The sequence below is a fragment of the Oceanisphaera arctica genome (genome assembly GCF_002936955.1).
In the GTDB taxonomy this organism is placed as follows: domain Bacteria; phylum Pseudomonadota; class Gammaproteobacteria; order Enterobacterales; family Aeromonadaceae; genus Oceanimonas; species Oceanimonas arctica.
Genome location: NZ_MPZM01000017.1, coordinates 30,519 through 57,505, shown reverse-complemented (window position 1 = coordinate 57,505; position 26,987 = coordinate 30,519). Strand labels below are relative to the sequence as shown.

Annotated in this window: 27 protein-coding genes and 5 tRNA genes; 23 read left to right on the top strand and 9 right to left on the bottom strand. The window is 58.5% G+C overall.

The genetic code is table 11. The features are described 5' to 3' along the window. Nucleotides 1–41: 41 nt before the first annotated feature. The 3 genes from UN63_RS09625 to UN63_RS09615 form a co-directional block, all read right to left on the bottom strand. The gene (locus tag UN63_RS09625) at nucleotides 42–1,310 is read right to left on the bottom strand and encodes an O-acetylhomoserine aminocarboxypropyltransferase/cysteine synthase family protein (RefSeq protein WP_104486545.1); all 1,269 of its coding nucleotides are present in this window, start codon (nucleotides 1,308–1,310) and stop codon (nucleotides 42–44) included. Nucleotides 1,311–1,378: 68 nt separating this feature from the next. Then, nucleotides 1,379–2,746, bottom strand: coding sequence for an ATP-binding protein (locus tag UN63_RS09620; protein ID WP_104486544.1), 1,368 nt, complete (start codon nucleotides 2,744–2,746; stop codon nucleotides 1,379–1,381). Next, entirely contained in the window at nucleotides 2,736–3,464 is a 729-nt protein-coding gene (locus UN63_RS09615) for a response regulator (RefSeq protein ID WP_104486543.1), read from the bottom strand. The genes UN63_RS09620 and UN63_RS09615 overlap by 11 nt, the downstream gene beginning before the upstream one ends. Before the next feature lie 178 nt (nucleotides 3,465–3,642). Between UN63_RS09615 and UN63_RS09610 the strand changes: the two genes are divergently transcribed. Continuing rightward, nucleotides 3,643–4,164 carry a hypothetical protein gene (locus tag UN63_RS09610; protein ID WP_104486542.1) on the top strand — a complete coding sequence of 174 codons (522 nt, stop codon included), beginning with the start codon at nucleotides 3,643–3,645 and terminating at the stop codon, nucleotides 4,162–4,164. Nucleotides 4,165–4,375: 211 nt separating this feature from the next. On the opposite strand, the gene asnC is transcribed toward UN63_RS09610, so the two are convergent. Next, the gene (asnC, locus tag UN63_RS09605) at nucleotides 4,376–4,846 is read right to left on the bottom strand and encodes a transcriptional regulator AsnC (protein ID WP_104486541.1); all 471 of its coding nucleotides are present in this window, start codon (nucleotides 4,844–4,846) and stop codon (nucleotides 4,376–4,378) included. Nucleotides 4,847–4,988: 142 nt separating this feature from the next. On the opposite strand from asnC, the gene asnA reads away from it, so the two are divergent. Continuing rightward, nucleotides 4,989–5,981, top strand: coding sequence for an aspartate--ammonia ligase (gene asnA, locus UN63_RS09600; RefSeq protein WP_104486540.1), 993 nt, complete (start codon nucleotides 4,989–4,991; stop codon nucleotides 5,979–5,981). A 65-nt stretch (nucleotides 5,982–6,046) separates the two neighbouring features. Here asnA and UN63_RS09595 read toward each other — a convergent pair whose 3' ends face one another. Then, a complete protein-coding gene (locus tag UN63_RS09595; protein WP_104486539.1) occupies nucleotides 6,047–6,454 on the bottom strand; it encodes a CBS domain-containing protein in 408 nt (135 codons plus the stop codon). Between the two features lie 504 nt (nucleotides 6,455–6,958). Between UN63_RS09595 and UN63_RS09590 the strand changes: the two genes are divergently transcribed. The 8 genes from UN63_RS09590 to UN63_RS09555 all read left to right on the top strand — a co-directional run bounded on the left by UN63_RS09590 (nucleotide 6,959) and on the right by UN63_RS09555 (nucleotide 15,892). After that, a complete protein-coding gene (locus UN63_RS09590; protein WP_104486538.1) occupies nucleotides 6,959–8,398 on the top strand; it encodes a sensor histidine kinase in 1,440 nt (479 codons plus the stop codon). After that, nucleotides 8,391–8,894 (top strand): hypothetical protein, encoded by a 504-nt coding sequence (locus tag UN63_RS09585; RefSeq protein WP_104486537.1) that lies wholly within the window; start codon nucleotides 8,391–8,393, stop codon nucleotides 8,892–8,894. The genes UN63_RS09590 and UN63_RS09585 overlap by 8 nt, the downstream gene beginning before the upstream one ends. 5 nt (nucleotides 8,895–8,899) lie before the next feature. Beyond that, nucleotides 8,900–10,243, top strand: coding sequence for a sigma 54-interacting transcriptional regulator (locus UN63_RS09580; RefSeq protein ID WP_104486536.1), 1,344 nt, complete (start codon nucleotides 8,900–8,902; stop codon nucleotides 10,241–10,243). Nucleotides 10,244–10,316: 73 nt separating this feature from the next. Continuing rightward, entirely contained in the window at nucleotides 10,317–11,342 is a 1,026-nt protein-coding gene (gene msrP / locus UN63_RS09575; RefSeq protein ID WP_104486535.1) for a protein-methionine-sulfoxide reductase catalytic subunit MsrP, read from the top strand. Next, complete coding sequence (locus UN63_RS09570) at nucleotides 11,342–11,962, top strand: protein-methionine-sulfoxide reductase heme-binding subunit MsrQ (protein ID WP_373294618.1); 621 nt, start codon at nucleotides 11,342–11,344, stop codon at nucleotides 11,960–11,962. The genes msrP and UN63_RS09570 overlap by 1 nt, the downstream gene beginning before the upstream one ends. A 309-nt stretch (nucleotides 11,963–12,271) precedes the next feature. Next, nucleotides 12,272–12,733, top strand: coding sequence for a hypothetical protein (locus UN63_RS09565; protein WP_104486533.1), 462 nt, complete (start codon nucleotides 12,272–12,274; stop codon nucleotides 12,731–12,733). Nucleotides 12,734–12,801: 68 nt separating this feature from the next. Next, nucleotides 12,802–14,745, top strand: coding sequence for a DNA topoisomerase III (locus UN63_RS09560; RefSeq protein ID WP_104486532.1), 1,944 nt, complete (start codon nucleotides 12,802–12,804; stop codon nucleotides 14,743–14,745). Between the two features lie 73 nt (nucleotides 14,746–14,818). After that, a complete protein-coding gene (locus UN63_RS09555; RefSeq protein ID WP_104486531.1) occupies nucleotides 14,819–15,892 on the top strand; it encodes a trypsin-like peptidase domain-containing protein in 1,074 nt (357 codons plus the stop codon). A 553-nt stretch (nucleotides 15,893–16,445) separates the two neighbouring features. On the opposite strand, the gene UN63_RS09550 is transcribed toward UN63_RS09555, so the two are convergent. Genes UN63_RS09550 through UN63_RS09540 form a run of 3 tightly spaced genes read right to left on the bottom strand, consistent with a single transcriptional unit; the run spans nucleotide 16,446 to nucleotide 18,327 of the window. After that, a complete protein-coding gene (locus UN63_RS09550; protein WP_104486530.1) occupies nucleotides 16,446–17,312 on the bottom strand; it encodes a carbon-nitrogen hydrolase family protein in 867 nt (288 codons plus the stop codon). Continuing rightward, nucleotides 17,309–17,917, bottom strand: coding sequence for a GNAT family N-acetyltransferase (locus UN63_RS09545; protein WP_104486529.1), 609 nt, complete (start codon nucleotides 17,915–17,917; stop codon nucleotides 17,309–17,311). Before UN63_RS09545 ends, UN63_RS09550 begins: the two co-directional genes overlap by 4 nt. After that, a complete protein-coding gene (locus UN63_RS09540) occupies nucleotides 17,917–18,327 on the bottom strand; it encodes a ketosteroid isomerase-related protein (protein ID WP_104486528.1) in 411 nt (136 codons plus the stop codon). The genes UN63_RS09545 and UN63_RS09540 overlap by 1 nt, the downstream gene beginning before the upstream one ends. A gap of 206 nt (nucleotides 18,328–18,533) precedes the next feature. Here UN63_RS09540 and murB point away from each other — a divergent pair, with 206 nt between their 5' ends. Beyond that, complete coding sequence (gene murB, locus UN63_RS09535; protein ID WP_104486527.1) at nucleotides 18,534–19,568, top strand: UDP-N-acetylmuramate dehydrogenase; 1,035 nt, start codon at nucleotides 18,534–18,536, stop codon at nucleotides 19,566–19,568. Beyond that, a complete protein-coding gene (gene birA, locus UN63_RS09530) occupies nucleotides 19,556–20,530 on the top strand; it encodes a bifunctional biotin--[acetyl-CoA-carboxylase] ligase/biotin operon repressor BirA (protein ID WP_104486526.1) in 975 nt (324 codons plus the stop codon). Before murB ends, birA begins: the two co-directional genes overlap by 13 nt. A gap of 411 nt (nucleotides 20,531–20,941) precedes the next feature. Here the strand turns inward: birA and coaA are convergent, their stop codons facing one another. Next, nucleotides 20,942–21,883, bottom strand: a complete 942-nt coding sequence (coaA, locus tag UN63_RS09525; RefSeq protein ID WP_104486525.1) for a type I pantothenate kinase — start codon at nucleotides 21,881–21,883, stop codon at nucleotides 20,942–20,944. Between the two features lie 259 nt (nucleotides 21,884–22,142). On the opposite strand from coaA, the gene UN63_RS09520 reads away from it, so the two are divergent. From UN63_RS09520 to rplJ, 11 genes are all read left to right on the top strand, one after another. After that, nucleotides 22,143–22,218: transfer RNA gene (locus tag UN63_RS09520), tRNA-Thr, on the top strand. Between the two features lie 9 nt (nucleotides 22,219–22,227). Next, nucleotides 22,228–22,312: transfer RNA gene (locus tag UN63_RS09515), tRNA-Tyr, on the top strand. A gap of 71 nt (nucleotides 22,313–22,383) precedes the next feature. Beyond that, nucleotides 22,384–22,458, top strand: a tRNA-Gly gene (locus tag UN63_RS09510). A gap of 3 nt (nucleotides 22,459–22,461) precedes the next feature. Then, nucleotides 22,462–22,537 (top strand) — tRNA-Thr (locus tag UN63_RS09505). Nucleotides 22,538–22,643: 106 nt separating this feature from the next. After that, nucleotides 22,644–23,828, top strand: coding sequence for an elongation factor Tu (tuf, locus tag UN63_RS09500; protein WP_104486524.1), 1,185 nt, complete (start codon nucleotides 22,644–22,646; stop codon nucleotides 23,826–23,828). A gap of 51 nt (nucleotides 23,829–23,879) precedes the next feature. Continuing rightward, nucleotides 23,880–23,956, top strand: a tRNA-Trp gene (locus UN63_RS09495). Between the two features lie 66 nt (nucleotides 23,957–24,022). Beyond that, on the top strand, nucleotides 24,023–24,394 hold the full coding sequence (gene secE / locus UN63_RS09490; protein ID WP_104486523.1) for a preprotein translocase subunit SecE: 372 nt from the start codon (nucleotides 24,023–24,025) through the stop codon (nucleotides 24,392–24,394). A gap of 9 nt (nucleotides 24,395–24,403) precedes the next feature. Further along, entirely contained in the window at nucleotides 24,404–24,952 is a 549-nt protein-coding gene (gene nusG, locus UN63_RS09485) for a transcription termination/antitermination protein NusG (RefSeq protein WP_104486522.1), read from the top strand. 128 nt (nucleotides 24,953–25,080) lie between these two features. After that, nucleotides 25,081–25,509 (top strand): 50S ribosomal protein L11, encoded by a 429-nt coding sequence (gene rplK / locus UN63_RS09480; protein ID WP_104486521.1) that lies wholly within the window; start codon nucleotides 25,081–25,083, stop codon nucleotides 25,507–25,509. 4 nt (nucleotides 25,510–25,513) lie between these two features. After that, a complete protein-coding gene (rplA, locus tag UN63_RS09475) occupies nucleotides 25,514–26,209 on the top strand; it encodes a 50S ribosomal protein L1 (RefSeq protein ID WP_104486520.1) in 696 nt (231 codons plus the stop codon). A gap of 241 nt (nucleotides 26,210–26,450) precedes the next feature. Further along, nucleotides 26,451–26,954 (top strand): 50S ribosomal protein L10, encoded by a 504-nt coding sequence (gene rplJ / locus UN63_RS09470; protein ID WP_104486519.1) that lies wholly within the window; start codon nucleotides 26,451–26,453, stop codon nucleotides 26,952–26,954. The last annotated feature ends 33 nt before the right edge of the window (nucleotides 26,955–26,987 follow it).

Sequence of the window (26,987 nt, the reverse complement as noted above, 5' to 3'; positions counted from 1 at the left end):
CTGGAGTTAGCTCTTTGCATATAAGGCGAGGGCGGAAGGGATCAGGCCTTCAGCGCCTGCTCCAGATCGGCGATGATGTCGTCGCTGTGCTCTATGCCGATGGACAAACGGATCATCTCCGGCTTGACGCCGGCCTGGGCCTGCTCGGCTTCACTCATCTGACGGTGGGTGGTGGAGGCCGGGTGGCAGGCCAGTGACTTGGCGTCACCGATATTTACCAGTCGCTTGATAAGCGCGAGCGCATCGTAGAAATGCACGCCGGCTTCGTAGCCGCCCTTGAGACCGAACGACAGAATGGCCGAAGGTTTGCCTTTCATGAAACGCTGGGCGCGTTCAAAGTCCGGATGTTCCGGCAGGCCGGCATAATTGACCCAGGCCACCTGCGGATGATCTTTCAGGAAGTTGGCCACCTTGAAGGTGTTTTCTACATGACGTTCCATACGCAGCGGTAGGGTTTCCAGCCCCTGCAGCAGCAGGAAGGCGTTGAGCGGCGCCAGGGCGCTGCCGGTGTTGCGCAGCGGTACGGTGCGGGCGCGGGCGATAAAGGCGGCCGGGCCGAAGGCCTCGGTGTAGACCACGCCGTGATAGGCCGGCTCGGGTTCGTTGAACTGGGGGAAGCGTTCCTTGTTCTCGGCCCAGGGGAAGGTGCCGCTGTCGACGATGATGCCACCGAGAGAGTTGCCGTGGCCGCCAATGTACTTGGTGAGCGAGTGAACGACGATGTCGGCACCGAACTCGATGGGCTTGCACAGCAGGGGAGTGGCGACCGTGTTGTCGACCACCAACGGCACGCCCTGGGCATGGGCCACGTCGGCCAGTCCCTGGATATCGGCGACGTTGCCCGCCGGGTTGCCGATGCTTTCGCAGAACACCGCCTTGGTGTTGGCATCGATCAGTTTGGCGATGGCTTCTGGGCTGGCATCTTCGGCGAAGCGCACTTCAATGCCCAGGCTCGGCAGCATGTGGGCGAACAGGGTGTAGGTGCCGCCGTACAGCTGAGGCGTGGTGATGATGTTGTCGCCGTTTTTGGCCAGGGTGAGGATGGCGTAATGGATGGCGGCGCTGCCGGCCGAGACCACCAATCCGGCGATGCCGCCTTCCAGCGCGGCCACCCGCTGCTCCAGCACGTCGTTGGTCGGGTTCATGATGCGGGAATAGATGTTGCCCGGCACTTCCAGGTTGAACAAATCGGCCCCGTGCTGGGCGCTGTCGAATTCGAAGGCCACGGTTTGATAGATAGGCACGGCCACCGACTTGGTGGTGGGATCCGTGGTGTAGCCGTGATGGACCGCCAGGGTTTCGTCTTTCATCGAATACTTTCCTTGTAGGAGTGAGGCCGTCCAATGTAGGAACTTTCATTCTGGCTGTAAAGTCGGCGTTAACGCGGTAGCTGCACGCTGACCAGCAGACCCCCCTCAGGATGATTGTCCAGAACGAGTGTACCGCCATGCTGGTGGATCAGGGTGCGGGCGATGGCCAGCCCCAGGCCGATGCTGCCGTCATCCAGATTGCGAGCCGAGTCCAGCCGGGTGAAGGGCTTGAACACCTCTTCTAGTTGAGCAACCGGAATGCCGGGGCCGAAGTCGCGGATTGATATGTGCACCTGTTTCGGTTCGACCTGCAGTCGCACTTCTACCGTGCCGCCGTATTTGACGCCGTTGTCGAGCAGGTTCTGCAACGCCCGGCGCAGGGCCGTGGGGCGGCCCCGGTAGATGACGGGGGCCTGCTCTTCCAGCGAGACCTGATGGCCGTTGTCCTGCAGATCGTCACACAGGCTTTGCAGCAGGCTGGGCAGGTCCAGATCCCGTACCGGCTCGGCCAGGCCATCTTCCCGGGCAAATTGCAGGGTGGCATTCAGCATCTGCTCCATGCGTTTCAGGCCCAGCTGTATTTTCTGTTTGTCTTCACCCTCGGGCAAAAATTCGCAACGCAGCTGCAGTGTGGTTATGGGGGTGCGCAAGTCGTGCGAAATGGCCGCCAGCATGCGGGTGCGATCGGACACGAAGCGATCGAGCCGGTCCTGCATGCGGTTAAAGGCCGACAGGGTGTCGCGAATTTCACTGGGCCCGCTTTCGGTAATGGGCTCGGCCTTGTCGCCCCGGCCCAGCCGTTCGGCCTGACGGGCCAGCTTTTTCAGGGGCCGGATGGTGCGTTGCAGCAGCCAGATCATCAGGCCGGTGAGCAGGGCGGCGAGCACAATGAAAGACAGTATGGCCCTGGCGGACCAGCCGGGTACGTCTCGATCGCTCAGCGAGGTGAAGCTCAGCCAGCGGCCGTCATCGAGTTCGATTGCGCCCCGCAGGCGAATATCGGGGCGCCGTGGCGGGTGTGGGTGTCGCCGATGTTCCCGTGGTGCCCAGTCGGTCAGGCCCTGGCTGGACTCGGCACTGATATAAATGTTAAGCCGGTCGGGATAGTCGAGCTTGCCCCGCACTATGCGCTCGAAGTTTCCGCTGCGATCACCGGGCTCGGGGCCGCTTTCACCCAGGTGCAGATGCAGGGTTTCGCTGCGGCTGGCGCGCAGAATTTCGGCGTGCAGGCCGGGGGGCGATTGATTCAGCAGACGGGTCACCGCAATCAGCCGTTGCAGGGTGAAACGGCTATTGACCAGGCCCAGGGTTTCTTCCCGCTCCATGCGATAGATTTGTATGCCCACCAGCTGGATCAATAACAGGACGCCCAGCGCCACCAGTATAACCTGGCCGGTCAGGCTGCCCAGCCAGTAACGCAGCCGTTTAATCCCCATGGTGAATATCGGCCACCAGCATGTAGCCGCCGCCCCAGATGGTCTTGATAAGCTGCGGATGTCGGGAGTCGGACTCCAGCTTGCGCCGAAGTCGGCTGACCAGGGTGTCGATGGCGCGGTCGAAGGCCTGGGCTTCTCGGCCCCGCGCCAGATCCAGCAGCTGATCCCGGCTCAGCACCCGGTTGGGGTGTTGGGTGAAGACCCGCAGCAGGTCGAACTCGGCGGTGCTCAGGCTGATGGTCACCCCCTTGTCGTCGAGCAGCTCGCGGCGGGCCAGATCCAGGGTCCAGTGCGCGAAGTGGATGTGTTTTGGCTCATCGGCCGGCGGCGTCAGGCCCGGCTCGGGTTGCCGGCGCAATACCGCCTTTATGCGGGCCAGCAGTTCGCGTGGGTTGAAGGGTTTGGGCAGGTAGTCGTCGGCCCCCATTTCGAGCCCGACGATGCGGTCGGTCTCTTCACCCACGGCGGTGAGCATGATGATGGGTACCTGGTTGCCATGGACGCGTAATTCGCGGCACAGGGTCAGGCCATCGTCACCGGGCAGCATCAGATCCAGAATGATCAGGTCCGGGCTCTGGCGGCTCAGGTGCTGGCGCATTTCCTGGCCGTCACGCACGCCCTGTACCCGATAGCCGTGCTGTTCCAGAAAGCGTTTCAACAAATCACGGATTTCTCCGTGATCGTCCACCACCAGTAATTGCCTGCCTTTGCTGCTCATTAGTCGCCCTCTCGTTGTTACCGGGCCAGTATAAGCGCCTCGGCCCGGGAAATAATGTCAAAGTATGGCAGTGAGCAAAGGTGTCACACTCTGTGACAAAAAAGCCGCTGAGTGACACAGTTGGCTGACAGGGGGCTGCTTTAATTGATGATGAAACCACCACTGATTAGAGGTCATTATGATGAAAGCCAAATACAGCACCCTGTTACTCGCCGCCACCCTGCTGACGGTTCCCGCTCTGGTGAGCGCCGCGCATCACGAAGCCGACGGCCAGTCCGGAGCTCAGGAGGCGCGCAAAGCGCACATGAAAGAGGGCTGCGAGGGAGAGTACAAGGGTATGAAAGCACACTGGGGCATGAAAGAGCGGGGGCATCACGGTCAGCGCCATCACGGCCAAGGTCATCATGGCATGATGGGCGGCAAGATGATGGACCCGGCCCGTTTCGAGCAGCACCTGAACAAAAAGCTGGAAAAGCTGGATAGTCCCGAGCTGAAGGCGCAGTTTCTGACCAGCCGCAAGGCCGGTCTGGCGGCCATGGAGCAGCAGATGTTGCTGCACAAGCTGATGGCCGAGCACAAGGCGGGCAAGATAGAAAATGCGGAGCTGAAAGCCGCCACTCAGGAGAAAATTGCCGCCGACAGCAAGCTGAAGCAGCTGCGCCTGAAGCAGATGCAAGAGACCCTGAACAAGCTGAACTGATATCAAACAGATTAAATAACTGCTCTATTTGGTGGCTCTGTAAAGGTCGGATAAATGGCCTGTTCCTCCGACACGCCGTGAATACCTCCATGTAGGCTCCGCCGCGCCATCCTTGGCGCGGAGGGTCGGCGGAGCAGATCCCTTCATCCTCCCTGATGCCAGGGAGTTGCCTGTTGGCAACGTCTACAGACACCTCGATGTATTCACCGCTTTAAGGCGTCACATCCCTGTCTATCGGCTGTTGCAGGGAGATCAGCGTTTCGGTGGACTGAATTTCGTCGATGGGCTGCAAGCGGTGGATCAATACTTGTTGCAGTTCGTCGATGGAGCGGGTCATCACCTTGATGAAGATGTTGTAGTGGCCGGTGGTGTAGTAGGCCTCGACCACTTCTTCGAGCTGTTCCAGCTTGGCCAGCGCCTGGGGATAATCCCGGGCGCTTTTCAGTATGATGCCGATAAAACAACAGACGTCGTAACCTAGCTTTTTAGGGTTCACCTGGACCCTTGTGCCTTCGATGATGCCCGCCTGTTTCATCTTTTCTACCCGTACATGAATGGTGCCGGGGCTGACCGAGAAACGCTTGGCCAGCTCGGCATAGGGCACCCGGGCATTTTCCATCAACGCCATCAGAATGGATTTATCCAGATTGTCGATTCGATAATGAAGGTCGCTTTTTTCCATGGTATTTTGAATATCCTGCAAAAATAAGGCGGTATTTTGATGAATTTAAATTAAGTATTGAGTTTTTGCCATTCAATGTTGAATTTAAGATGATATTCCCTGAGTATTCATCAAAACCAATCAGCAACCTCAGGTGAATGAGATGAAGCAATCCTATATTGAACGCCAACGCCAGATCCGTTTTGTGAAGGAGTATTTCTCCGGTCAACTGGCGCAGCAACTCAATCTGCTGGAAGTGCAGGCCCCCATTCTCAGCCGCCTGGGTGACGGTATGCAAGACAACCTGTCCGGCTCCGAAAAAGCGGTACAGGTAAAGGTCAAGGCCATTCCCGCCGCCTCCTTCGAAGTGGTGCATTCCCTGGCCAAGTGGAAGCGTCACACCCTGGGTCGGTTCGGCTTCGAAGCGGGTGAAGGTATCTACACCCACATGAAGGCTCTGCGCCCGGACGAAGACCGCCTTAGCCCCATCCATTCCGTCTATGTGGATCAGTGGGACTGGGAGCAGGTGATGTCGGCACAGGATCGGGATGCAGACTTTTTGGTCGGTACCGTTAACCGCATCTATGGCGCCATCAAGCGGACCGAACAGGCCGCCGCTGCCGAATTCGGCCTGACGTCCTTCCTGCCCGAGCAGATCCAGATTCTGCACGCAGAAGAGCTGCTGACTCGTTATCCGGATTTGGACGCCAAGGGCCGAGAGCGCGCCATCGCCAAAGAGCTGGGCGCCGTGTTCCTGGTCGGCATCGGCGGCAAGCTCAGCCACGGCGACATTCACGATGTGCGTGCACCGGATTACGACGACTGGTCCAGTGCAGGTAAAGACGGCCTGGCTGGCCTGAACGGAGACATTCTGGTGTGGAACCCGGTGCTGGAAGACGCATTCGAGATCTCCTCCATGGGTATCCGGGTCGATCAGGAAGCGCTGCGCCGTCAGCTGGCGCTGACCGGTCATGAAGACAGAGCCGGTCAGGAATGGCACCAGGCCCTGCTGGCCGGTGAGCTGCCCCAGACCATCGGCGGCGGTATCGGTCAGTCGCGCCTCGCCATGCTGCTGCTGCAACTGTCGCATATCGGTCAAGTACAGTGTGGTGTGTGGCCTGCCGAACTGAGCGAATCGGTCGACGGCTTGCTGTAATCGGCGGCGCAGAAATGTAAAAACGGGAACCCTCGGGTTCCCGTTTTACGTTATGAAAATTGTTATCAGTAACTGATAGAGCAGTTTTGCAGCTGCTTGTTGAGAAAAATCATTACCTGATGGCGGGTCACGATACCGATGACTTTACTCTCCTCTACTACCGGATAAAGTTTGGGTTTGGCGCCGCCCATGGTGCGAGCCAGCTCGAATACATCGGCATCTGGAGTGACCGTCAACGGATCCTTGCGCATCAGGTCATTGACCGTGACCCTGTTATCGCAGTGGTAACTGGCGTTAATTAACTTGGGGATGCAGTCCTGCTCAGACAGAAAGCCGATAATCTGCCGCTGAGAGTCTACTACCGGCAAACCACTCAACTCGGACGCCAGCAGTTTATCCAGCGCCTCGGTGATCGACATCTCGGCCCTCAGTAACGGCAGGCTGTGCCGCATAATTTCGCTTACTGTTGCCATCGCAACTCTCCTTCCATTACTCATAAACCAAGTGTGGCATTGTTACGCCCGGTAAGCCAATAGGTACAGACTGAACGATTGATAGTCAGGGCCCTGCCGTTGCGATAGCAGCGGCGGCTTTACGGCCAGGAGCTGGCGCGCACGATACGCTTCGGGTGACCGTTTTTGTTTCTGTAGTCTGCGTTTTCAGGCATTTTTGTTATTCTGCGTTGCTAGGGTCTGTTGACCTTTCGCGGTGAAATTTTGTTCGAGTTAAACGCGTTTTTATCGCGGCGAGAGGAGGGTAGCCTAGTCATTCTAAGCAATGCCCTCTCAACAAAGAGAAAAACGCGTTTAGCCGAACCAGCAGGGCAGCGTTTGTGGGGTCTTGCTACTGCGTTATCGCTCATTTATGTAGAATGACTACATGGCATAAGCGTTGCCTTGTATCAAGACCCCACAAACTGCTGTAAAAATCATCTCGAAAGGTCAACAGACCCTAATAACCGATTGAGTGTATGAATAATGTCTAACGCGGTCAGGGGGTTTGCCCCCCGCTCTTTGCTGCGACTGGTATTGATCGCCTTTACCCTGGTATTGCTACCTCTGATCCTGCTGGTCATCCAGAACGGCCGCAGCCTGGACAGGGTCAACCTGCTGGCGCAGGACGGGATTGAAAGCGCTGTCATCGATACCCGGCGTGCCTCGGATATGAACGATCTTGCCCTCGAGATGGAGCGTGCCATCCGTCGCTATGCGGTATTGGGAAATCCGGAATTACGTCACTCCTATCTGCGGTTGCTGGAACGCTATCGTCTGGAGCTGGATCAGCTGTTGCTGGGGATAGACGGCGGCGACCTGGGCGCCTCCTTGCAGCAACAGCTGGTCTATCTGGTGGATCTGGCCCAGGCCAGTGGTGAACAGATTCGTGAGCGAGTGGAGATGTTTAACGCCTTCAACAGCGACACCCTGGCGCTGGATCAGTTGACCCGGGCACAGATTGACGGACGCATTCGGCAGCTGCGGGAACATGTTATTCAGGTGCGGCAGCAACTCTGGATGCTGAGCGCGGCCCTGGGGGGCGCCAGCCTGTTATTGGTACTGCTGTTTACCTACCTCATCATTCGTCCGGTTCGACAGCTGGAGCGGCGAATTCTTAGCCTGGGTGCCGGAGTCGAGCCGGACGAAAAACCGATACGGGGCCCGGCGGAGCTGGTGGCGCTGGGCGACAAGCTGCAGTGGCTGCATCAGCGGTTACGCGAGCTTGAAGCACAGAAGCTGCAATTTTTGCGTCACCTTTCCCACGAGCTGAAAACGCCGCTGGCAAGCCTTAGGGAAGGAGCCGACCTGTTGCTGGAACAGGTGACGGGTCCGCTGACCGCCGATCAGGAAGAAATCTGCGAGCTGCTGGTACATAACAGCTTTCGCCTGCAGGGCCTGATCGAGCAACTGCTCGATTACAACCGCATTCAGCAGGTGCAGGTCTATCAGGAGCCGGTAGTGGTGTTACCACTGCTGAAGCAAAGCCTGGAGGCCCATCGGCTGACCATCGAAAACAAGAGGTTAGAGGTAAGCCTGACGCTGGATAATGCATGTCCGCTGGCCGATGGGCATCGACTCAAGCTGGTGTTGGATAATCTGATCTCCAATGCGGTCAATTACGCCGACGTCGGCGGCGAGATCAGGGTGGAAGCCCACTCCGAGGCAGAAGATTACGTGCTGACGGTGGCGAACACCGGTCAGCCGATACCGGAGCGGGACAGAGAGCGCATTTTCGAACCCTTCGTGCAGGGTAGCCAGGTGCGCAAGGGGGTGCTGAAAGGCTCCGGTATCGGGCTGAGTATCGCGCGGGAGGCCGCCGTCAGCATGGGCGGGCGCCTGATATTGAATACAAGCGTGGCAGAGCTGGTTTGTTTTGAGCTGAGTCTGCCAAGAGATAATAACAAAGGGATAAAAGATGAATAGAGCGTTGTATTGCGGTGTGCTGGCCTTGATGTTGACTGGCTGTTCATTGCCGTTTTCGCTGCCTTATCAGCAGCAGGCAGATCCCATCTGGAGTCCGGCTTCCGACAATCAGGAGCTCAATGACTGGTTGCAGCTGTCGGCCGATATGATGCACAGCAGCGAAGCCGAGCGTCAGCAACAGGTACAGAAGTGGCAGCAAATGTCTGCCAACAGTGAGTCCGCCAACAAGGAGCTGAAACTGGCCTTGTGGTTAAGCCATCCGCGGGCCAGTATCAGCCAGCGGCAGCAGGCCCAGCAGCTGTTCAAACAGCACCTGCCGGCGGTGAACACCCGGGTGCAGCAATTTTTTGGTGCCTATCAGGGCTATAATCAGGAACTGCTGAACCAGCAACGGCAGCTGGCCGAACGCCAGCAGCAGGTCGACACCCTGACGCGCAAACTGAAGGAGCTGGCCAGCATCGATGAGCAGATCAACGAACGTAAATTCCGAGAGTAGACGCCATGAAGCGTAAAGCCCGAATACTGCTGGTGGATGACGACGTCAGCCTGCTGAAGCTATTGGGTCTGCGCCTGAAAAGCGAAGGCTTCGAGGTGAACACGGCCGCCAGCGGCGCCGAGGCGCTGGAGTGGCTGGAGCAGGAAAGGCCGGATCTGGTGTTGAGCGATCTGCGTATGGATGGCATGGATGGTCTGGCTTTGTTCGACCGGATTCAGCGCCAGCATGTGGGGCTGCCGGTGGTGATCATGACCGCCCACGGCTCCATTACCGACGCAGTCAGCGCTACGCGTTCCGGTGTGTTCGGCTTTCTGACCAAGCCTATCGACAAGGAAGCCTTGCGCAAGACCATCAACGAAGCCCTGGCGGTGTCGTTGCCGGCGATGGAAGACGACTGGCAGCAAAAAATCATGACCCGCAGCCCGGCCATGGTGGCGTTGCTGGAGCAGGCCCGGCGCATGGCACCGCTGGATATCAGCGTGATGCTGACCGGACCTTCCGGCTCGGGCAAGGCCTTGATGGCCCAGGCGCTGCACGATGCCAGCCCGAGGCGGGATTATCCCTTTATTTCCCTCAATTGCGGCGCCATGACGGAGCAACTGCTGGAATCGGAGCTGTTCGGCCATGTCAAAGGCGCCTTCGACGGCGCCGTGTCCGATCATCCGGGCGTCTTTCTCGCCGCGCGGGGCGGTACCCTGCTGCTGGAAGAGGTCGGCGAACTGTCGTCTTCGCTGCAGATAAAGCTATTGCGGGCACTGGAGCAGCAGAAGGTACGACCGCTGGGGGCCACCCGCAGCATAGAAACTGATGTGCGGGTCTTGTCTTCTACCAACCGGGATCTTGTTTCCGCCATGGAGCAGGGGGCCTTTCGGGAAGACTTGTTTTATCGACTCAACGTGGTAAACCTGAACCTGCCTGCGTTACAGCAGCGGCCCGAAGATATTCCGCTGCTGGCGCGTCATGCGCTGGACAATCTCAGGCAGCGTCAGCAGACCCAGGTGACAGGGTTTTCCCCCGAGGCGCTGTCGATGCTGGCGGCGGCCAGCTGGCCGGGTAATGTGCAGCAATTGCTGAATGTGGTGGAGCAGGCGGTGGCGCTGGCCTCGGCCCCGGTGATTGGCCCGCAGCTGCTCGAAGGCATACTGGCGGGCAGCGGCGAGCAGTTTCCCACCTTCAACGAGGCCAGGGCCGAGTTTGAACGGCTGTACCTGCACAAGATACTGCGCATGACAGAAGGCAATGTCAGCCAGGCGGCAGCGCTTGCCGGACGCAACCGAACCGACTTCTACAAGCTGCTTAACCGGCACGGCATCGAGGCGGGCATCTACAAGGAAAAAGGTAAGGGGTGAAATTTTTCCGCGCGGGTAACGCTCTTTGTATGCAACTCTTGGTATGCAATCAGACAAACACAACGGACCTCTTATGCGGATTAACAACAAGAAAAAATCGGAACTGAGTGAAAATCAGGTTACCCCCGAACCCATTTACCGTCAGCGCCGGCAGATACTGCGAGGCCTGGGGTTAGGCCTTGGGGCGGCGGCGCTGAGTGGGCCGGCCAGCGCCGGCTTTCTCGGTTCCCTGCTGGGTGACAAGGAATCCGCGCCCAGTGCTGGCGTGGCCACCACCACGCCCCTGACCTTCGAACGGCCCGACGCCTATCGGCTGGCCATACCGCAAACGGCCGAGCGGGTAGCAACCAGCTATAACAACTTCTACGAGTTTGGCGCCGACAAGTCGGATCCGGTTCGTTATGCGCAGCAGTTCAAGACCCAGCCCTGGACCCTGACCATCTCGGGAGAAGTCGACCGGCCCCAGACTCTGGATGTATGGGAATGGATGGAAAAACAGCAACTCGAAGAGCGTATCTATCGTCATCGCTGTGTCGAGGCTTGGTCCATGGTCATTCCCTGGCTGGGGGTGCCCCTGGCGGACATCATCAAGGCGGCCGGGCCGACCTCCAAGGCCAAATATGTGGCTTTCGAAACTCTCTACGATCCGGAACAGATGCGCGGCCAGGCCTCGCGCTTTACCGGCGGCGGTATCGATTACCCCTATGTGGAAGGGCTGCGACTGGACGAAGCCATGAACCCGCTGGCCATGCTGGCGGTAGGGATGTACGGCAAGACGCTGCCGCCCCAGAACGGGGCGCCGATAAGACTGGTAGTGCCCTGGAAGTACGGCTTCAAGGGCATCAAGTCCATCGTTCGCATCCACCTGACTGACCGGCAGCCGCCCACCACCTGGAATCAGCTGGCCTCTTACGAATATGGCTTTTATGCCAACGTGAATCCAGAGGTGGATCATCCCCGTTGGAGCCAGGCCAGCGAGCGGGTCATCGCCGAAGGTGGCCTGTTCGGCAGTGAGCGCCAGCCGACCCTGATGTTCAACGGCTATGAAGACGAAGTCGCCAGCCTCTACCGGGGCATGGACTTGAGGAAGTTTTACTGATGATGTCCCCCAAAGGGGTAACCGGGCTGAAGGCACTGCTGCATGTGGCGGCCGTGCTGCCGCTGCTGTGGCTGCCCTGGGCCTTCGAGGTCGGGCGCTTCAGCGCCGACCCCATTCCCGAGCTGCTGCAGTTTCTCGGTGACTGGGCACTGCGGCTCTTGCTGCTGACGCTCTGTATTTCCCCCCTGGCCAAAAAACTGAAAAGCGGCGCCCTGATCAAGGTGCGCCGCTTGTTGGGGCTCTGGTGCTTCGCCTATGCCAGCCTGCACCTGCTGGTGTGGCTGCTGCTCGACTTACAGCTGGCCTGGGGCCAGATTGGCGAGGAGATCGTCAAGCGCGGCTTTATTACCTTAGGGATGGTGTCCTGGCTGGTGCTGCTGCTGCTGGCGGTTACCTCTACCCGGGGCTGGCAGCGCCGGCTCGGCTCTCGCTGGCAGCGGCTGCACAACTGGGTTTATCTGCCGGCCCTGCTGATACCGATACACTTCTGGTGGGGCGTGAAGTCCGGCTGGATTGAGCCGGCCATCTATCTGGCACTCAGTCTGAGTCTGTTGTGGTGGCGGCGTGACAAGCTGAGCCGCTGGTGGCGCACCAGGCTGAAAGCGAAGAGAGTGGGGTGATATCCATCATATTACACATTCGATCTTTTTGACTGCGATATCAATCCCGGACAAAGGGCCCGCTTCTCCGACTCGTTCAAGCACCTCCCTGTGGCGCTCAGCACATGACATCCGACCGCCAGGGACGGCGGGAGTGCCAGCATTGCAGGAGCTTTTGTTGGCCCTGTCATGTGATGGTCGGTAAAGCAGATCCCTTGGTCCTCCTTGAAGCTCCGGGCGTTGCCTGTAGGCGCCCTTCACCTCACCCCTCACATCTTTGCCGGCTATCGGTTAAACTGGCGGCTTTACGGGCAAGCAGCGGAGTATTGAATGGATAACCGGTTATGGGGATTGTGTTTTCTCGACGAGGGCGTGGCGTTATCGGTGATCAGCCGCAAGGAGACCCGTTGCCAGTGGCTGAGCGACGAAGATCATGCCCGCGAGTATCTGCTCAGTGATTACCTGGATCATGTGGCAGAACTGGGTGAGCTGGACAAGGAGCAAACCTCGGCGGCCCGGGAGCGGTTCGAATTGCTGATGGAGCAATATCCAGAGCCGGAAACCCTGGTGGAATACCTCAACGATCTCACCAGTGGCCTGACCCGCATCCTCTGGTTTGGCCCGCTTTCTGCCCTGGCCGAAGACTACGGCGACTTTGCCCTGGCGCTACGCGCCTATTACTGGGAAGAGTACGGCGAGGGTGAAGAAGACCCGGTGACCCCTGTGGTGGAAGATGACTGGATTTATCTGGTGGAAGCCATGGACGACTTTTTGCTGCAGGACGATTATTGAAGTCGGCCCCGCCCTGCTGCTAACCTGTATTCATATACAGTAGCCAGATGCAGCAACAAGTGCCCCCTATGATCCTCTATATTGCCGAAAAACCCAGCCTTGGCCGCGCCCTGGCCGAGGTGTTGCCCAAACCCCATCAGAAGGGAGATGGTTTTATTCGTGTGGGCAACGGTGACGTGGTCAGCTGGTGCATTGGTCATCTGCTGGAGCAGGCCCAGCCCGACGCCTATGATCCGGCATTCAAGCAATGGCGGCTGGAACACCTGCCGATCATCCCCCGCGAGTGGAAGCTCGAAGCCAAGCCAAAGACCCGCAGCCAGCTGACGGTGCTGAAAAAGCTCCTGAAACAGGCGAACGACATCGTTCATGTTGGCGATCCGGATCGCGAGGGCCAGTTGCTGGTAGATGAGGTGATCAGCTTCTGCGGGGTGTCCGCCGCCCGGCGGGAAAAGGTGCAACGCTGCCTGATCAGCGACCTTAACCCGGCTGCGGTCAGGAAGGCGCTGGCGGCGCTGCGGCCCAACCGGGACTTTGTGCCGCTGTCGGTGTCGGCGCTGGCGCGCTCCCGGGCCGACTGGCTTTATGGCATCAACATGAGTCGACTCTGTACCATTCAGGGTCAGAAAATGGGTTATCAGGGGGTGCTGTCGGTCGGGCGGGTGCAGACCCCGCTACTGGGCCTGGTGGTGCGCCGGGATCAGGACATTGGCTCCTTCACCGTCAAACCCTATTACGAAGTACAGGCCTTGTTGCAGACCGACGACGGTGAGAGATTCAAGGCCAAATGGCAGCCCAGTGATGCCTGTCAGCCTTGGCAGGATGAAGAAGGTCGGGTGCTTTCCCGGGCGTTGGCAGAAAACGTCATCAAACGCATTCAGGGTCAGTCGGGGCGGGTAGTCGGAGCCGAACGCAAGCAGCGCCGTCAGGCGCCGCCCCTGCCTTACAATCTGTCGACCTTGCAGATTGACGCCGCCCGTCGCTTCGGGCTCAGCGCCAAGCAGGTGCTGGATGTTTGTCAGACCCTGTATGAACGGCACAAGCTGATCACCTATCCCCGCTCCGACTGCCGCTATCTGCCGGAAGATCATTATCATCAGGCCGCAGCGGTCACCGGGGCCCTGGCCCAAACCTGCCCCGAGCTGGCGCCGGCGGTGGCCGAGGCGAAGTTAAGCCTGCGCAGCAAGGCCTGGAACGACAAGAAAGTCGAAGCGCACCACGCCATTATTCCTACCGCCCGAGCGATGGACGGCGGCAAGCTGTCCGGAGCCGAGCAAAACGTGTATCAGTTGATTGCCCGTCAGTATCTGGTCCAGTTCTATCCGCCCTGGGAATATGCTGACAAGCAGCTGGATGTCGACATCGCCGGTGGCCGCTTTATCGCTCGCTCCCGCCAGCAAATGAAGCAAGGCTGGAAGGCCCTGTTTGCCCAGCCGGGTAAAAAAGAAGATGAAGACCCCGAGTTACAGCCGACGTTACCCACGCTTGCGGTGGGTGATGCCTTGTTGTGCCTCGAGGGCGAATTACTCGATAAGCTGACCCAGCCGCCCAAGCATTTTACCGATGCTACCCTGCTGGCGGCCATGACCAATATTGCCCGCTATGTCACCGACGGTGAGCTCAAGAAGATACTGCGCGACACCGATGGCCTGGGCACAGAGGCGACCCGCGCCGGCATTATCGAGTTGCTGTTCAATCGTGGCTTCCTGAAGCGGGAGGGCAAGCAGATCCGGGCCACCGAAGCGGGAACCAAGCTGATCGCCAGTCTGCCCGAGTCGGCCACCACCCCGGACATGACCGCCCGCTGGGAGGCGGTGCTCGATGCCATCAGCCGCAAGCAGGCCGGTTATCAGGACTTTATGGCCGAGCTGGAGGCCTCGCTGCCCGTGCTGATTAGCCAAGTAGACCCGGCGGCGTTCAGGGGGCTGGAGGGTGGCGGCAAGCCGAAGAATTTCCGCAAACGAAAGCCCCGTAAAACGGCCGCTAGCGCTGGTGCTAAGGCGAAAATGCGCTAGGCGATTGCCTGCGAAGTTCGATGCTGGTGGGCTGCTATGCTTAGGCTTTTAACGCCGCAGACGGAAGCCCATCATGGATAGAATATCGCTGTTGTTCGCCCTATTTTCCTTGCTGCTCGCCGGCTGCGGCCTGAGCGGAGGTGCCGAGTATCAGGCAGGTTACGCCGCCCGTCTTGCCGGAGACGACGACAGGGCCTTTGAGCATTATCTGGGCGCGGCCAAGAGCGATGATTATCCCGAGGCGCGTTACGAGGTGGCGGCTATGTATCTTGAGGGCAGGGGAACCCGGCAGGATACGGGCCAGGCCATAAGCTGGTTAACGCGGGTGGCGGATGCAGACGATCCGCAGTGGAGCCTCCAGGCTCACCGGCAACTGGGCATCATCTACCGGGGCGATCATGGGGAAGGGTACCGGGATCGACGGAAGGCGGCGGAACACTTCCGCCTCTGCGCCGGGCTGGGGGATGCAGGCTGTGACCGGTTGCTGACGCTGCTTACCCCACCGTCCTTGCGGGTAGTGGCGGCGAGCAGCGAAAGCGCAGCTTCCGGCCTGCCGGCAGTAAACATCTATGCCCGTCATGCTTCCAGCGTGTACAAGATAGTGGTGTATGAGCAACTGGGCGCCGGCCTCGAGCCCATCAGCGTCGGCTCGGCCATTGCCATAGATCCTTACCGCGCCATCACCAGTTACCATCTGCTGCAGGCCGGAGGTGTACCTGTCAGCATCGACCGCCGCACCGACACTGATGCCGTGCGGGAGTCTGATGTGCAGGTATGGCAGGTAACCCGGGTGGATCCCCGGCGAGATCTGGCCCTGCTGACTCTGGCCGAGCCGGTTCGAGAGTTGAACTTCACCAATACAATGTCACCTTTCGATCGGGTTCGGGTCGGTGAAAAGGTCTTTGCCATCGGCGCCCCGGCCGGGCTGGATAAAACCCTGACCGAGGGCATCGTCTCTGCCCTGAGAACCGAGAACGGGGTGCGGTTGATCCAGACCACGGCCCCCATCACCTATGGCTCCTCGGGCGGCGCCCTGTTCGATACCGAAGGGCGGCTGATCGGCATGACCATCAAGGGCGTGCAGGCCTGGGGTAATTTCAACTTCGCCCTGTCGATGGATGAGGTTCAGGCCTTTCTGGCTGAGTAGGCGGTCTTCACCTTGTACACCTTGTACATCGGACAAAGGGCCAGCTCCGCCGACTCGCCATAAACCCGTATATGGGGCTCCGCCGACCCTTTGTCCTCTTTGATGCTACAGAGTCATCTGTAATACCAATCCCAGTAATGATCTGATCATATTGAGGCCCCAGACCAGAGGCAACACAGCCGCCTCCCACGACACGCCATAAACTCATCCCTGAGGGCTCGGGAAATGCCGTCCATGGCATTTCACGGTCGTGGTAGTCGATCTCTGTTGCCTCTTCTCAAGCACCGAGTTGTCTGTAGACGATGCCAACAGGCAACTCCCTGGCATCAGGGAGGATAAAGGGATCTGCTCCGCCGACCCTCCGCGCCAAGGATGGCGCGGCGGAGCCTACATGGAGGTATTCACGGCGTGTCGGCGGAGCGGGCCCTTTGTCCAACCTTTGCAGAGCAACCAAATAGATCAGTTATTTACTCTGTTTGGTATAACTCGGTGTTCAAGAAGAGGCAACCCACAGAATGCTCAGATACTTGAGGTGATTGGAATATAGGGAGCGTCAAAATCGGGCCTGACCATCCCAGTCTCTGTGGTTGAATACCTGTCCCTGGGCTCGGACCTCGGCCAGGGCCGCCAGATCCAGTTCGGCCACTACCCACTGGGCCTGCTCTGGCTCACCCATTACCAGCACACCGTCGTCCGGATAGCCGTAGTCCACCGGGGTATAGATGGCGGCCCGGCCGGTGTTGATGTCCACCGCCTCCGACCAGGGCGCCGTGCCTATGGTGGGGGACTGCGCCACAAAGCACTGGTTTTCCAGCGCCCGGGCCTGACAACCGATGCGCACCCGGTTGAAACCGGCTTCGGTATCGGTACAGCTGGGCACCAGTATCAGGTTGGCGCCGGCCTCGACCTGGCGGCGGGCCAGCAGCGGAAACTCGCTGTCGTAGCAGATGGCCACCCCTACCTTGCCGAAGGAGGTATCCAGCACCTTGAGCTCGGTACCGGACCGGATTTGCCATTGTTCGTTCTCGAAGCGGGTCATCTGCAGCTTGTCTTGCCAGTCGATACGGCCATCGGGATAAAACAGGAAGGCGCGGTTGCAGTAGCTGCCATCGGCCTGGCGAACCGGAAAGGTACCGGCCAGAATATGCAGCCCATGTTGCTGTGCCAGAGCACCGAACAGGGCCTTGAAGTCCGCCAGCAGGCTTTGCATGGCGTCGAGTTGGCCATGGAGCGAACGATAGACACTTTCCTCGAACAGGGACGCCAGCTCCATGCTGAAATATTCCGGAAACAGCAGGAAGTTGGCGTCCTGGCCGACTGCGTCCTGCACCAGATGCCGGATCTTGTGCTCATAGGCGGTCCAGTCCGGCAGAAAGTCGATTTGATACTGGGCGCAGGCCAGGCGCAGAGCGGGCGTCATAGAGCTGTCTCCAGTGGCTTGAGGTAAAACTGCATCGGTTTGTCGGTCTCGTTCGGCTGGTCGATATCCTTCCAGCCGAAGTGGGCCAGCAGGCCCGGCTCGGGCCGGTAACCGAAGTGTTGCCAGACCGGCTCCAGCGACCGATAGCCATGGGGTCGCAGCGGATGCTCGGCGGGGCGAACTACGGCGCAGAAGGCCGCGAGCTCGAAGCCGCCCAGTTGCCGGGCGTGAGCCTCGCGACCATTGAAGAAGGCCTTGTAGAGCCCCTGTCCGCGATAGGCGGGCAGCAGCACTGACTCGGCGCAGTAGAAGATGCGGTCGGTATCCAGCCCTCGCTCGACAAAGGAGCGGCGAAAGGCATCGGTTTCATGGCTCAGGGGCAGACCGGTGGAGGCACCCACCAGCCGGTCGCCGTCGAGGGCCAGCACACAGACGCTGCTGTCGGTCTCCAGGTAGGTGTTCAGGTAGTCGGCTTCGTAACCCGGATCTCCATCATAGAGATAGGGAAAGTCGCGAAATACCCGGATACGCAGTTCGGCCAGCTTGTTCAGCCAGGGTGCCAGCTCGGGGCCGGTGACCGTCAGCAGTCGGACCGGTTCACTCATCAGGCACCGACCTGGGCTATCCAGTCGTTGAGGTTGTAGTAATTGCTGATGCGGGCCACCTTGTTATCGCGTAGCTCGAAGAAGGCGCCGGCAGGCAGTCGGTAGCGCTGGCCGCGGGCTTCGGGCAGGCCGTCGTCGGTGACCAGATATTCGCCCAGCACCACAAATTCGGCGGCGGCACGGCTGCCATCTGCACTGCTCATGATCTGAATGTCGACCAGCTGTTCCCGGTAGTTACGGTTCATGCGGTCCATGAAGGCGGCGAAGGCCTCGCGGCCGGTTTCGCGGTCGCCCTGATTGATGTCGTGCTGCACATCGTCGGTCAGCAGGGTGAGGAAGGTGTCCATATCACCGGCGTTAAAGGCCTGGTAATAATCGGCGATCAATTGTTCGGTATTGGCTCTGTTCATGATGAGGCTCCTGATTCTGACAATAGCAGGCTAATCTCGGTGAAAGCGCCGAACCGGTCAAGACCAGTGGGCCAAAGCGGCCGGCAAATGACTTTTTCAGCTCGGAAAAAGTGGCGACAGATATGTGCCGGTGTCGTTACGGCGCGGCTTAACCCGCTTGGGTACTTGGGGTACACTTGGACGGCATTTATTCAGGAACCGTGACCATGCAGCTCACCCCGGCATCCCTTGCCCCCTATAACACCTTTGCCCTGACCCAGACTGCCGACCGTTTGACGGTGCTGGAGCAGAGGGAACACTTACTCGCATTGTGGCAAGCCCGCCAGGATGAGCCCCTGCTGATCGTGGGAGAAGGGTCCAATCTGCTGTTTACAGCACCTTTTCATGGTCTGGTGTTGGTTAACCGGCTCAAGGGCATCAATGTCACCGAAACCGACGATGCCTGGCTGCTGAAGGTGGAGGGCGGAGAAAACTGGCATCAGCTGGTGTGCTGGACCCTGGCGCAGAAGATGTCGGGGCTGGAAAACCTGGCGCTGATCCCCGGCACCGTCGGTGCCTCGCCGATCCAGAATATCGGCGCCTACGGGGTAGAGCTGGCACAATTCTGCGAGCAGGTGGAAAGCTTCGACTGGGACACGGGTGAAACGCATCACTGGTCGGCAGTCGAGTGCGCCTTCGGCTATCGAGACAGCGTGTTCAAGCATGAGGCGCGTCATCACCTGATCCTGAGTGTGACCCTGCGACTGCCCAAGGCCTGGCAAGCGGTGCTGGGTTATGGCCCATTGGCGGAGCTGGGCGAGGCGGCTACGGCGCAGCAAGTCTTCGAGCGGGTCTGTGCTACCCGCCGGGCCAAGCTGCCGGATCCGGCGGTGCTGGGCAATGCGGGTAGCTTCTTCAAGAATCCCAAGGTGGTGACCGCCCAGGCCGAGGCGCTTAAGCTGGCCTGGCCGGCGTTGCCGATGTTTGCGGCGGAACCGGGACGGAGCAAGCTGGCTGCCGGCTGGCTGATCGACAAGGCGGGCCTCAAGGGCACTCAGATCGGGGGCGCCGGGGTTCATACCGAACAGGCGCTGGTGCTGGTTAACCACGGCGGCGCGACCGCCGAGGATGTGCTGCGGCTGGCGGCGCTGGTGCGGGAGCGGGTAGAGCTGCTGTTTGGTGTGCGGCTCGAACCCGAGGTGCGCATGATAGGTTCAACAGGTGAAACCCATCTGGACGAGGCGCTGGCATGTCTGAACTGACCCCCTTGCGCGAGGCCCTGCTCCGCCTGCTGGCCGATGGTCAGTTTCATTCCGGCGAACAGCTGGGAGAGCGGCTTTCCGTCAGCCGGGCGGCGGTCGGTAAGCACGTGCAGGCGCTCAAGGCCCTGGGGCTTGAGGTATACAGCGTCAGCGGCAAGGGCTACCGACTGGCAGTGCCGCTGCAGCTGCTGGATCAGACACGGCTGAGCGAGGCTCTGGCACCGAAGCGGGCCGAACTGGTGCCGGTGATCGGTTCCACCAATCAGCATTGGCTGGACTCGCTCTCCCGGCTGGAAAAAGGCGATATCTGTGTCTCCGAATGTCAGACCGCCGGGCGTGGACGACGCGGTCGCCAGTGGATCTCTCCCTTTGGCGGTCAGCTGATCATGAGCATGTACTGGCGACTGGAGCAGGGCATGGCGGCGGCCATGGGCCTGAGTTTGGTGGTGGGCATTGCCGTGGTCGAGGCGCTGGAGGCGCAAGGCTTTGCCGGCGTGAAGCTGAAATGGCCCAACGATCTTTATCTGAACGGTCGCAAGCTGGCGGGCATTCTGGTGGAGATGTCCGGCACCGCGGGTGGACCCTGTCAGCTGGTGATCGGCATGGGCCTCAACCTGCTTCTACCCCAGACCGAGCAGGAGCGTATCGACCAACCCTGGGCGGAGCTGGCCGAGCTCGGCAATATCGAAGATCGTAATGGCCTGGTGATTGCCGTGGCGAGCCATTTGCAGCGTAGTCTGGTGTTGTTCGAGCGGCAGGGGATTGCCGCCTTTCGCGAGCAGTGGAACCGGCTGGACTACTTCAACGGCAAGACGGTACGGGTGTTGATGGGAGAGCAGGAGATACACGGCATCGCCCGGGGCATCGATGCCCAGGGCGCCCTGCTGCTGGAGCTGGAAAGCGGTGAAACCAAACACTTTCTCGGCGGCGAAATATCACTGCGCGGGGAAGGGCAGCTGTAAGCCTTAAGCCTGCTTCTTGGTCACAAGTTTTTGTCGCTTGCCGTATTGTGCACTTTCGTCGGACAAAGCGCACTCCTTCTCCGGCACGCCGTGAACTCATCCCTGAGGGCTCCGCTGCGCCATCCATGGCGCAGAGGGCCGGCGAAGCAGATACCCTTTGCCCTCCTTGGTTGAGCACGGAGTTGACGGTCAGTATCTGACAGGCCGCACAGCATCTTCACGAAGTGGCTGCGGGGATTGCCGGAGCCGACCGTCAAATGCCACGGATGGCATTTGCCGAGCGTCCCATGGATGGGCTTGAAGCGTGTCGGCGGAGCGCAACCGCGCTGCTGCTTCGCGTGGCGGTCATGTTCAATGACTTGTGACTAAGAGACAGGCTTATAGCTTATGGCTTAACGCTTTGTTTCAGAATCATTTTTTCAACCACACCTGATCTATGCCGTGCTCCCTGCCTTTGGTGAGGATCAGCTCGGCCCTGTCCTTGGTGGGCAGGATATTCTGCTTCAGGTTCTTGTAGTTGATTTCCTGCCAGATGCGGCCGGCCGTGGCCACCGCCTCTTCTTCCGATAGCTGGGCGTAGTGGTGAAAATAAGACGCCGGGTTGGTGAAGGCGCCGGAGCGTAATTTAAGAAAGCGCTCTATATACCAGGTCTTCAGCAGGCGCTCGTCTGCATCCACGAAGATGGAGAAATCCACGAAGTCCGACACAAATACCCGATGCGGCTCGTGGGGATAGTCCATGCCGCTCTGCAGCACGTTCAGGCCCTCGATGATCACGATATCCGGCTGCTCTACCACCGCTTCCTGCCCCGGTACCACGTCATAGCTCAGATGGGAATACACCGGCGCCGTGACCCTGGGCTTGCCGGACTTGATATCGGAGACAAACTGCACCAGCCGGCGAATATCATAAGACTGGGGGAAGCCTTTTCTGCGCATCAGACCGCGTTCTTCCAGTACCGCATTGGGGTAGAGGAAGCCGTCGGTGGTCACCAGCGCCACCCTGGGGTGCTGAGGCCAGCGTTCCAGCAGCGCTTCAAGAATGCGCGCCGTAGTGCTCTTGCCCACCGCGACCGAGCCGGCGATGCTGATGATATAAGGCACGTGACGGGGTTCTTTGCCGAGAAACTGATCCAGCACCCGATTGCGGCGCTGCTTGGCCTTGATATAGAGGTTGAGCAGGCGGGACAGGGGAAGATAGATGTCTCTGACTTCCGCCAGTGACACCTTGTCGTTGATGCCTCGCAGGCGCGTGAGTTCTGCTTCGCTCAGGGGCTGATGTACGGTATCGCGCAGTTCTGACCAGGTTTCGCGAGAAAAGGCCAGATAGGGTGAGTAGTTGTCTATCGTCATGGGCGTGTCCTGTGGGTCGCTCGAGGACGATACACCATGGTTTGGGGATGAACAAGGCGGTAAAGGGCTACAGCCGGAGCCGTGAACCGCTCTGTTACGATGGTGATTGGATAACATCCGACCAGTCGCGGAGGGATTTGACGTCGAAATGGTGTTGTCTTGTTGTTTTTTTGTTCGCTTGAGCCTGCAATTGAAAAAACTTGCGGCAAAGGTGTTGCATAGAGTCATGGCCTTGCCCTAGAATTCCGCTCGCTCAAGTGCCGGCATAGCTCAGTTGGTAGAGCAACTGACTTGTAATCAGTAGGTCCCGAGTTCGACTCTTGGTGCCGGCACCATTAAAATTTGGAGGGGTTCCCGAGTGGCCAAAGGGATCAGACTGTAAATCTGACGGCTCAGCCTTCGCTGGTTCGAATCCAGCTCCCTCCACCAATTTCCGGGTCTGTTCAACGTGACGGGCTCGAAATAAAACAGCTTAAAAGCTGTTAAAGACAAAGAGTATTGCGGGCATCGTATAATGGCTATTACCTCAGCCTTCCAAGCTGATGATGCGGGTTCGATTCCCGCTGCCCGCTCCAGTTGCTGATATAGCTCAGTTGGTAGAGCGCACCCTTGGTAAGGGTGAGGTCCCCAGTTCGAATCCGGGTATCAGCACCACTTCTTTACTCTTGTACCCCCAGTACCTCAAGCCTTTTTTGTTATATACTTTCTAATTGCGATTCGTGTGGTATAGCTCACCACCCAACCAGTTAGAGGGACTAGCATGTCTAAAGAAAAATTTGAACGTAACAAACCGCACGTAAACGTCGGCACCATAGGCCACGTTGACCACGGTAAAACGACCCTGACCGCTGCTATCACCAACGTCCTTGCCAAACAGTTTGGCGGTGCTGCCCGCGCGTTCGACCAAATCGATAATGCCCCGGAAGAAAAAGCCCGTGGTATCACCATCGCCGCCTCTCACGTCGAGTACGACACCGAAGCGCGTCACTACGCACACGTTGACTGCCCTGGTCACGCCGATTATGTGAAAAACATGATTACCGGTGCGGCTCAGATGGATGGCGCCATCCTGGTGGTTGCCGCGACCGATGGACCCATGCCGCAAACGCGTGAGCACATCCTGCTGGCCCGCCAGGTAGGCGTACCTTATATCGTTGTATTCATGAATAAGTGTGACATGGTTGACGATGAAGAGTTGCTCGAACTGGTAGAAATGGAAGTGCGTGAACTGCTGTCCGAGTACGACTTCCCGGGCGACGATATTCCGGTTATTCAGGGCTCCGCTCTGAAAGGCCTGGAAGGCGACCCGCAGTGGGAACCGAAGATCCTGGAACTGGCTGCTGCTCTGGATTCCTACATCCCCGAGCCGGAGCGTGCCATTGATGGTGCCTTCCTGCTGCCTATCGAAGACGTGTTCTCCATCCAGGGCCGTGGTACCGTGGTTACCGGTCGTGTTGAGCGTGGTATCGTTAAAGTTGGTGAAGAAGTGGAAATTGTGGGTATCAAGGATACCATCAAGACCACTTGTACCGGCGTTGAAATGTTCCGCAAGCTGCTGGACGAAGGCCGTGCCGGTGAGAACGTCGGCGTTCTGCTGCGTGGTACCAAACGTGAAGACGTTGAGCGTGGTCAGGTGCTGGCCAAGCCGGGTTCCATCAACCCGCATACCGGTTTCGAGTCTGAAGTATACGTCCTGTCCAAGGAAGAAGGTGGCCGTCATACTCCATTCTTCAAGGGCTACCGCCCTCAGTTCTACTTCCGTACCACCGATGTGACCGGTACCATAGAGCTGCCGGAAGGCGTTGAAATGGTCATGCCCGGCGACAACATCCAGATGGTGGTCAACCTGATTGCTCCCATCGCGATGGAGGAGGGTTTGCGCTTCGCCATCCGTGAAGGTGGCCGTACCGTTGGTGCTGGTGTAGTAGCCAAAATCATCGAGTAATTGCGCTTACAATCGCATCGGAAAGCCCCTATAATAGGGGCTTTCTTGTATAGGGGCGTAGTTCCAATTGGTAGAACGGCGGTCTCCAAAACCGACGGTTGGGGGTTCGAGTCCCTCCGCCCCTGCCACTTACCTCGCCAACAGCGGGGTTTTCGCGTCTGTGACAGACTCAGTTTTTTAAACGGGTAGCTTTTATGAGTGCAAACATTGAGAGCCAGGGCGGGGCCAAAGACACCCTGTTATGGGGGCTGGTTTTCATCATTTTGATCGCAGCCGTGGTCGCCAATTATCTCTATAGTGATCTGGCGGTGGTTATTCGCGCTGCCGGTGTCGTAGTGGCTGCGGGCGTAGCCGGTTTGCTCGCCTATCAGACCCAGAAAGGCAAGAACAGCTTTGCCTTCGCCAAAGAATCCCGTCTGGAAATGCGTAAAGTTGTCTGGCCGAGTCGCCAGGAAGCAATCCAGACCACCCTGATCGTATTGGCCGTCACCGCTCTGGTTGGCCTTTTTCTGTTTTTGCTGGATGGCCTGCTGGTGTGGCTGGTCAATCTGGTCACCGGAGTATAAGGATTAACCATGTCAGAACCAGAACAAAGAATGCGTTGGTATGTGGTCCAGGCGTTTTCCGGGTATGAAGGTCGCGTCTCCAAGTCGCTGCGTGAATATATCAAGATGCAGGGCATGGAAGAACAGTTCGGCGAAGTGCTGGTTCCTACCGAAGAAGTGGTAGAAATGCGCGCTGGCCAGAAACGCAAAAGCGAACGCAAATTCTTCCCCGGCTATGTGCTGGTGCAGATGCAGATGAACGATGCCACCTGGCACCTGGTGCGTAGCATTCCCCGGGTGATGGGCTTTATCGGCGGTACGCCCGAGCGTCCGGCACCGATTTCCGACAAGGAAGCCGACGCCATCCTCAATCGTCTGCAGGATGCGATCGACAAGCCGAAACCGAAGACGCTGTTCGAGCCGGGCGAAGTGGTTCGCGTCTCCGATGGTCCTTTCGCCGACTTCAACGGCGTGGTGGAATCGGTCGACTACGAGAAGAGCCGGGTCAAGGTATCTGTGCTTATCTTCGGTCGTTCTACACCGGTAGAGCTGGAGTTCGGTCAGGTAGAAAAATCTTGAGCGAAATTCAGCCATAAAACTTGCGAGGGGCGGCAAATAAAACTACAATTTGCCGCCCTTTTAACACTGGGGAGCCGTTCAGGAGCAAGACTCCGAGGCGCTATCACCCATTCACGAGGTATTAATAAATGGCTAAGAAAGTACAAGCCTACATCAAGCTGCAGGTTGCAGCCGGTGCAGCTAACCCGAGCCCGCCCGTTGGTCCTGCTCTGGGTCAGCACGGCGTTAACATCATGGAATTCTGTAAGGCGTTCAACGCCCGCACAGAAAGCATGGAAAAAGGCTCGCCTACTCCGGTTATCATCACCGTATACAGCGACCGCTCCTTCACTTTCGAAACCAAGACTCCGCCCGCAGCCTTCCTGCTGCTGAAAGCGGCTGGTCTCAAGTCCGGTTCCGGCAAGCCCAACACCGATAAGGTGGGTACCGTAACCCGCGCTCAGCTGGAAGAAATTGCCGGCGTGAAGCAGAAAGACATGACCGGCGCCGATGAGGATGCTCGTGTTCGTTGTATCGAAGGTACTGCCCGGTCCATGGGCCTGGTAGTGGAGGGCTAAGACGATGGCTAAACTGACTAAGCGTATGCGTACCATCCGTGAGCGTGTAAGCGCCACCAATGAGTACCAAATCAACGAAGCTGTTGCCCTGCTGCAAGAGCTGGCCACCGCCAAATTCGTAGAAAGCATCGATGTTGCCGTTAACCTGGGCATCGACGCGCGTAAATCCGACCAGAACGTACGTGGTGCTACCGTACTGCCTAACGGCACCGGTCGTGACGTTCGCGTTGCCGTATTCGCCCAGGGTGCCAACGCCGAAGCCGCCAAGGCTGCCGGTGCTGAACTGGTAGGTATGGATGATCTGGCCGATCTGGTCAAGAAAGGCGAAATGAACTTCGACGTTGTTATCGCATCTCCCGATGCCATGCGCGTTGTTGGTCAGCTGGGTCAAATCCTGGGCCCGCGCGGCCTGATGCCTAACCCGAAAGTGGGTACTGTGACCCCGAACGTTGCCGAAGCCGTTAAAAACGCCAAGGCCGGTCAGGTGCGCTACCGCAACGACAAAAACGGTATCATCCATACCACTATCGGTAAGGTTGATTTCGACGCTGAAAGCCTGAAAGGCAACCTGGAAGCCCTGCTGGGTGCGCTCAAGCGTTCCAAGCCTGCTTCCGCCAAAGGCGTGTTCATCAAGAAAATCACACTGTCCACCACCATGGGTGCCGGCGTGACGATTGAACAGGCTAGCCTGGACGCTTAATAAGCATTTACAAGGCGCACCGATTCCCGTAGAATTTTGCGCCTTGTGATTTGGTTGGGGGCTTCGACTCCCGTCCAAGACCGCTGGAGACTTTAACGTCTTAATTTTCCAGCGTAGATGGTGCCGGGACCCAGTTAGAAAGCATTCCTTTCTTCTGGAATCTGCCACCTTGGTGTCTCTGATATTACAGAGGCGTGTGTTTAATCTGGGTATATCCCAGGTGGATCCAGGAGTTTAGCCAATGGCATTAAGACTCGACGACAAAAAAGCAATTGTTGCTGAAGTCAACGAAGCTGCCAAGGGCGCCCTGTCTGCAGTAGTTGCCGATTCTCGCGGCGTTACTGTAGCTGCCATGACCACACTGCGCAAGCAAGCCCGTGAAAACGGAATCTACCTCAAGGTAGTCCGTAACACATTGGCTCGCCTGGCAGTGGAAGAGACCAGCTATGAGTGCCTGAACGAGGTATTCGTTGGTCCTACTTTGATCGCCTTCTCTAACGAGCATCCCGGTGCGGCTGCTCGTCTGTTCAAAGATTTTGCTAAAGAACAGAAAGAGTTTGAGGTTAAAGGTCTGGCATACGAGGGCGAGTTTATCCCCGCAGCCGATATTGACCGTCTCGCAAAACTGCCGACTTACGACGAAGCAATTGCGAAGCTGATGGCGACCATGAAAGAAGCCTCTGCTGGCAAGCTGGTTCGTACCATCGCTGCCCTGCGCGACAAGAAAGAAGCCGAAGCCGCCTAAGCTGTTTCTGGCTGCTTGATTACCGAAAACTTC

Bases quoted from the DNA above. Each gene is read 5' to 3' on its own strand.
- UN63_RS09625 (WP_104486545.1), bottom strand. From the start codon at position 1,310: ATGAAAGACGAAACCCTGGCGGTCCATCACGGCTACACCACGGATCCC.
- UN63_RS09620 (WP_104486544.1), bottom strand. From the start codon at position 2,746: ATGGGGATTAAACGGCTGCGTTACTGGCTGGGCAGCCTGACCGGCCAG.
- UN63_RS09615 (WP_104486543.1), bottom strand. From the start codon at position 3,464: ATGAGCAGCAAAGGCAGGCAATTACTGGTGGTGGACGATCACGGAGAA.
- UN63_RS09610 (WP_104486542.1), top strand. From the start codon at position 3,643: ATGATGAAAGCCAAATACAGCACCCTGTTACTCGCCGCCACCCTGCTG.
- asnC (WP_104486541.1), bottom strand. From the start codon at position 4,846: ATGGAAAAAAGCGACCTTCATTATCGAATCGACAATCTGGATAAATCC.
- asnA (WP_104486540.1), top strand. From the start codon at position 4,989: ATGAAGCAATCCTATATTGAACGCCAACGCCAGATCCGTTTTGTGAAG.
- UN63_RS09595 (WP_104486539.1), bottom strand. From the start codon at position 6,454: ATGGCAACAGTAAGCGAAATTATGCGGCACAGCCTGCCGTTACTGAGG.
- UN63_RS09590 (WP_104486538.1), top strand. From the start codon at position 6,959: ATGTCTAACGCGGTCAGGGGGTTTGCCCCCCGCTCTTTGCTGCGACTG.
- UN63_RS09585 (WP_104486537.1), top strand. From the start codon at position 8,391: ATGAATAGAGCGTTGTATTGCGGTGTGCTGGCCTTGATGTTGACTGGC.
- UN63_RS09580 (WP_104486536.1), top strand. From the start codon at position 8,900: ATGAAGCGTAAAGCCCGAATACTGCTGGTGGATGACGACGTCAGCCTG.
- msrP (WP_104486535.1), top strand. From the start codon at position 10,317: ATGCGGATTAACAACAAGAAAAAATCGGAACTGAGTGAAAATCAGGTT.
- UN63_RS09570 (WP_373294618.1), top strand. From the start codon at position 11,342: ATGATGTCCCCCAAAGGGGTAACCGGGCTGAAGGCACTGCTGCATGTG.
- UN63_RS09565 (WP_104486533.1), top strand. From the start codon at position 12,272: ATGGATAACCGGTTATGGGGATTGTGTTTTCTCGACGAGGGCGTGGCG.
- UN63_RS09560 (WP_104486532.1), top strand. From the start codon at position 12,802: ATGATCCTCTATATTGCCGAAAAACCCAGCCTTGGCCGCGCCCTGGCC.
- UN63_RS09555 (WP_104486531.1), top strand. From the start codon at position 14,819: ATGGATAGAATATCGCTGTTGTTCGCCCTATTTTCCTTGCTGCTCGCC.
- UN63_RS09550 (WP_104486530.1), bottom strand. From the start codon at position 17,312: ATGACGCCCGCTCTGCGCCTGGCCTGCGCCCAGTATCAAATCGACTTT.
- UN63_RS09545 (WP_104486529.1), bottom strand. From the start codon at position 17,917: ATGAGTGAACCGGTCCGACTGCTGACGGTCACCGGCCCCGAGCTGGCA.
- UN63_RS09540 (WP_104486528.1), bottom strand. From the start codon at position 18,327: ATGAACAGAGCCAATACCGAACAATTGATCGCCGATTATTACCAGGCC.
- murB (WP_104486527.1), top strand. From the start codon at position 18,534: ATGCAGCTCACCCCGGCATCCCTTGCCCCCTATAACACCTTTGCCCTG.
- birA (WP_104486526.1), top strand. From the start codon at position 19,556: ATGTCTGAACTGACCCCCTTGCGCGAGGCCCTGCTCCGCCTGCTGGCC.
- coaA (WP_104486525.1), bottom strand. From the start codon at position 21,883: ATGACGATAGACAACTACTCACCCTATCTGGCCTTTTCTCGCGAAACC.
- tuf (WP_104486524.1), top strand. From the start codon at position 22,644: ATGTCTAAAGAAAAATTTGAACGTAACAAACCGCACGTAAACGTCGGC.
- secE (WP_104486523.1), top strand. From the start codon at position 24,023: ATGAGTGCAAACATTGAGAGCCAGGGCGGGGCCAAAGACACCCTGTTA.
- nusG (WP_104486522.1), top strand. From the start codon at position 24,404: ATGTCAGAACCAGAACAAAGAATGCGTTGGTATGTGGTCCAGGCGTTT.
- rplK (WP_104486521.1), top strand. From the start codon at position 25,081: ATGGCTAAGAAAGTACAAGCCTACATCAAGCTGCAGGTTGCAGCCGGT.
- rplA (WP_104486520.1), top strand. From the start codon at position 25,514: ATGGCTAAACTGACTAAGCGTATGCGTACCATCCGTGAGCGTGTAAGC.
- rplJ (WP_104486519.1), top strand. From the start codon at position 26,451: ATGGCATTAAGACTCGACGACAAAAAAGCAATTGTTGCTGAAGTCAAC.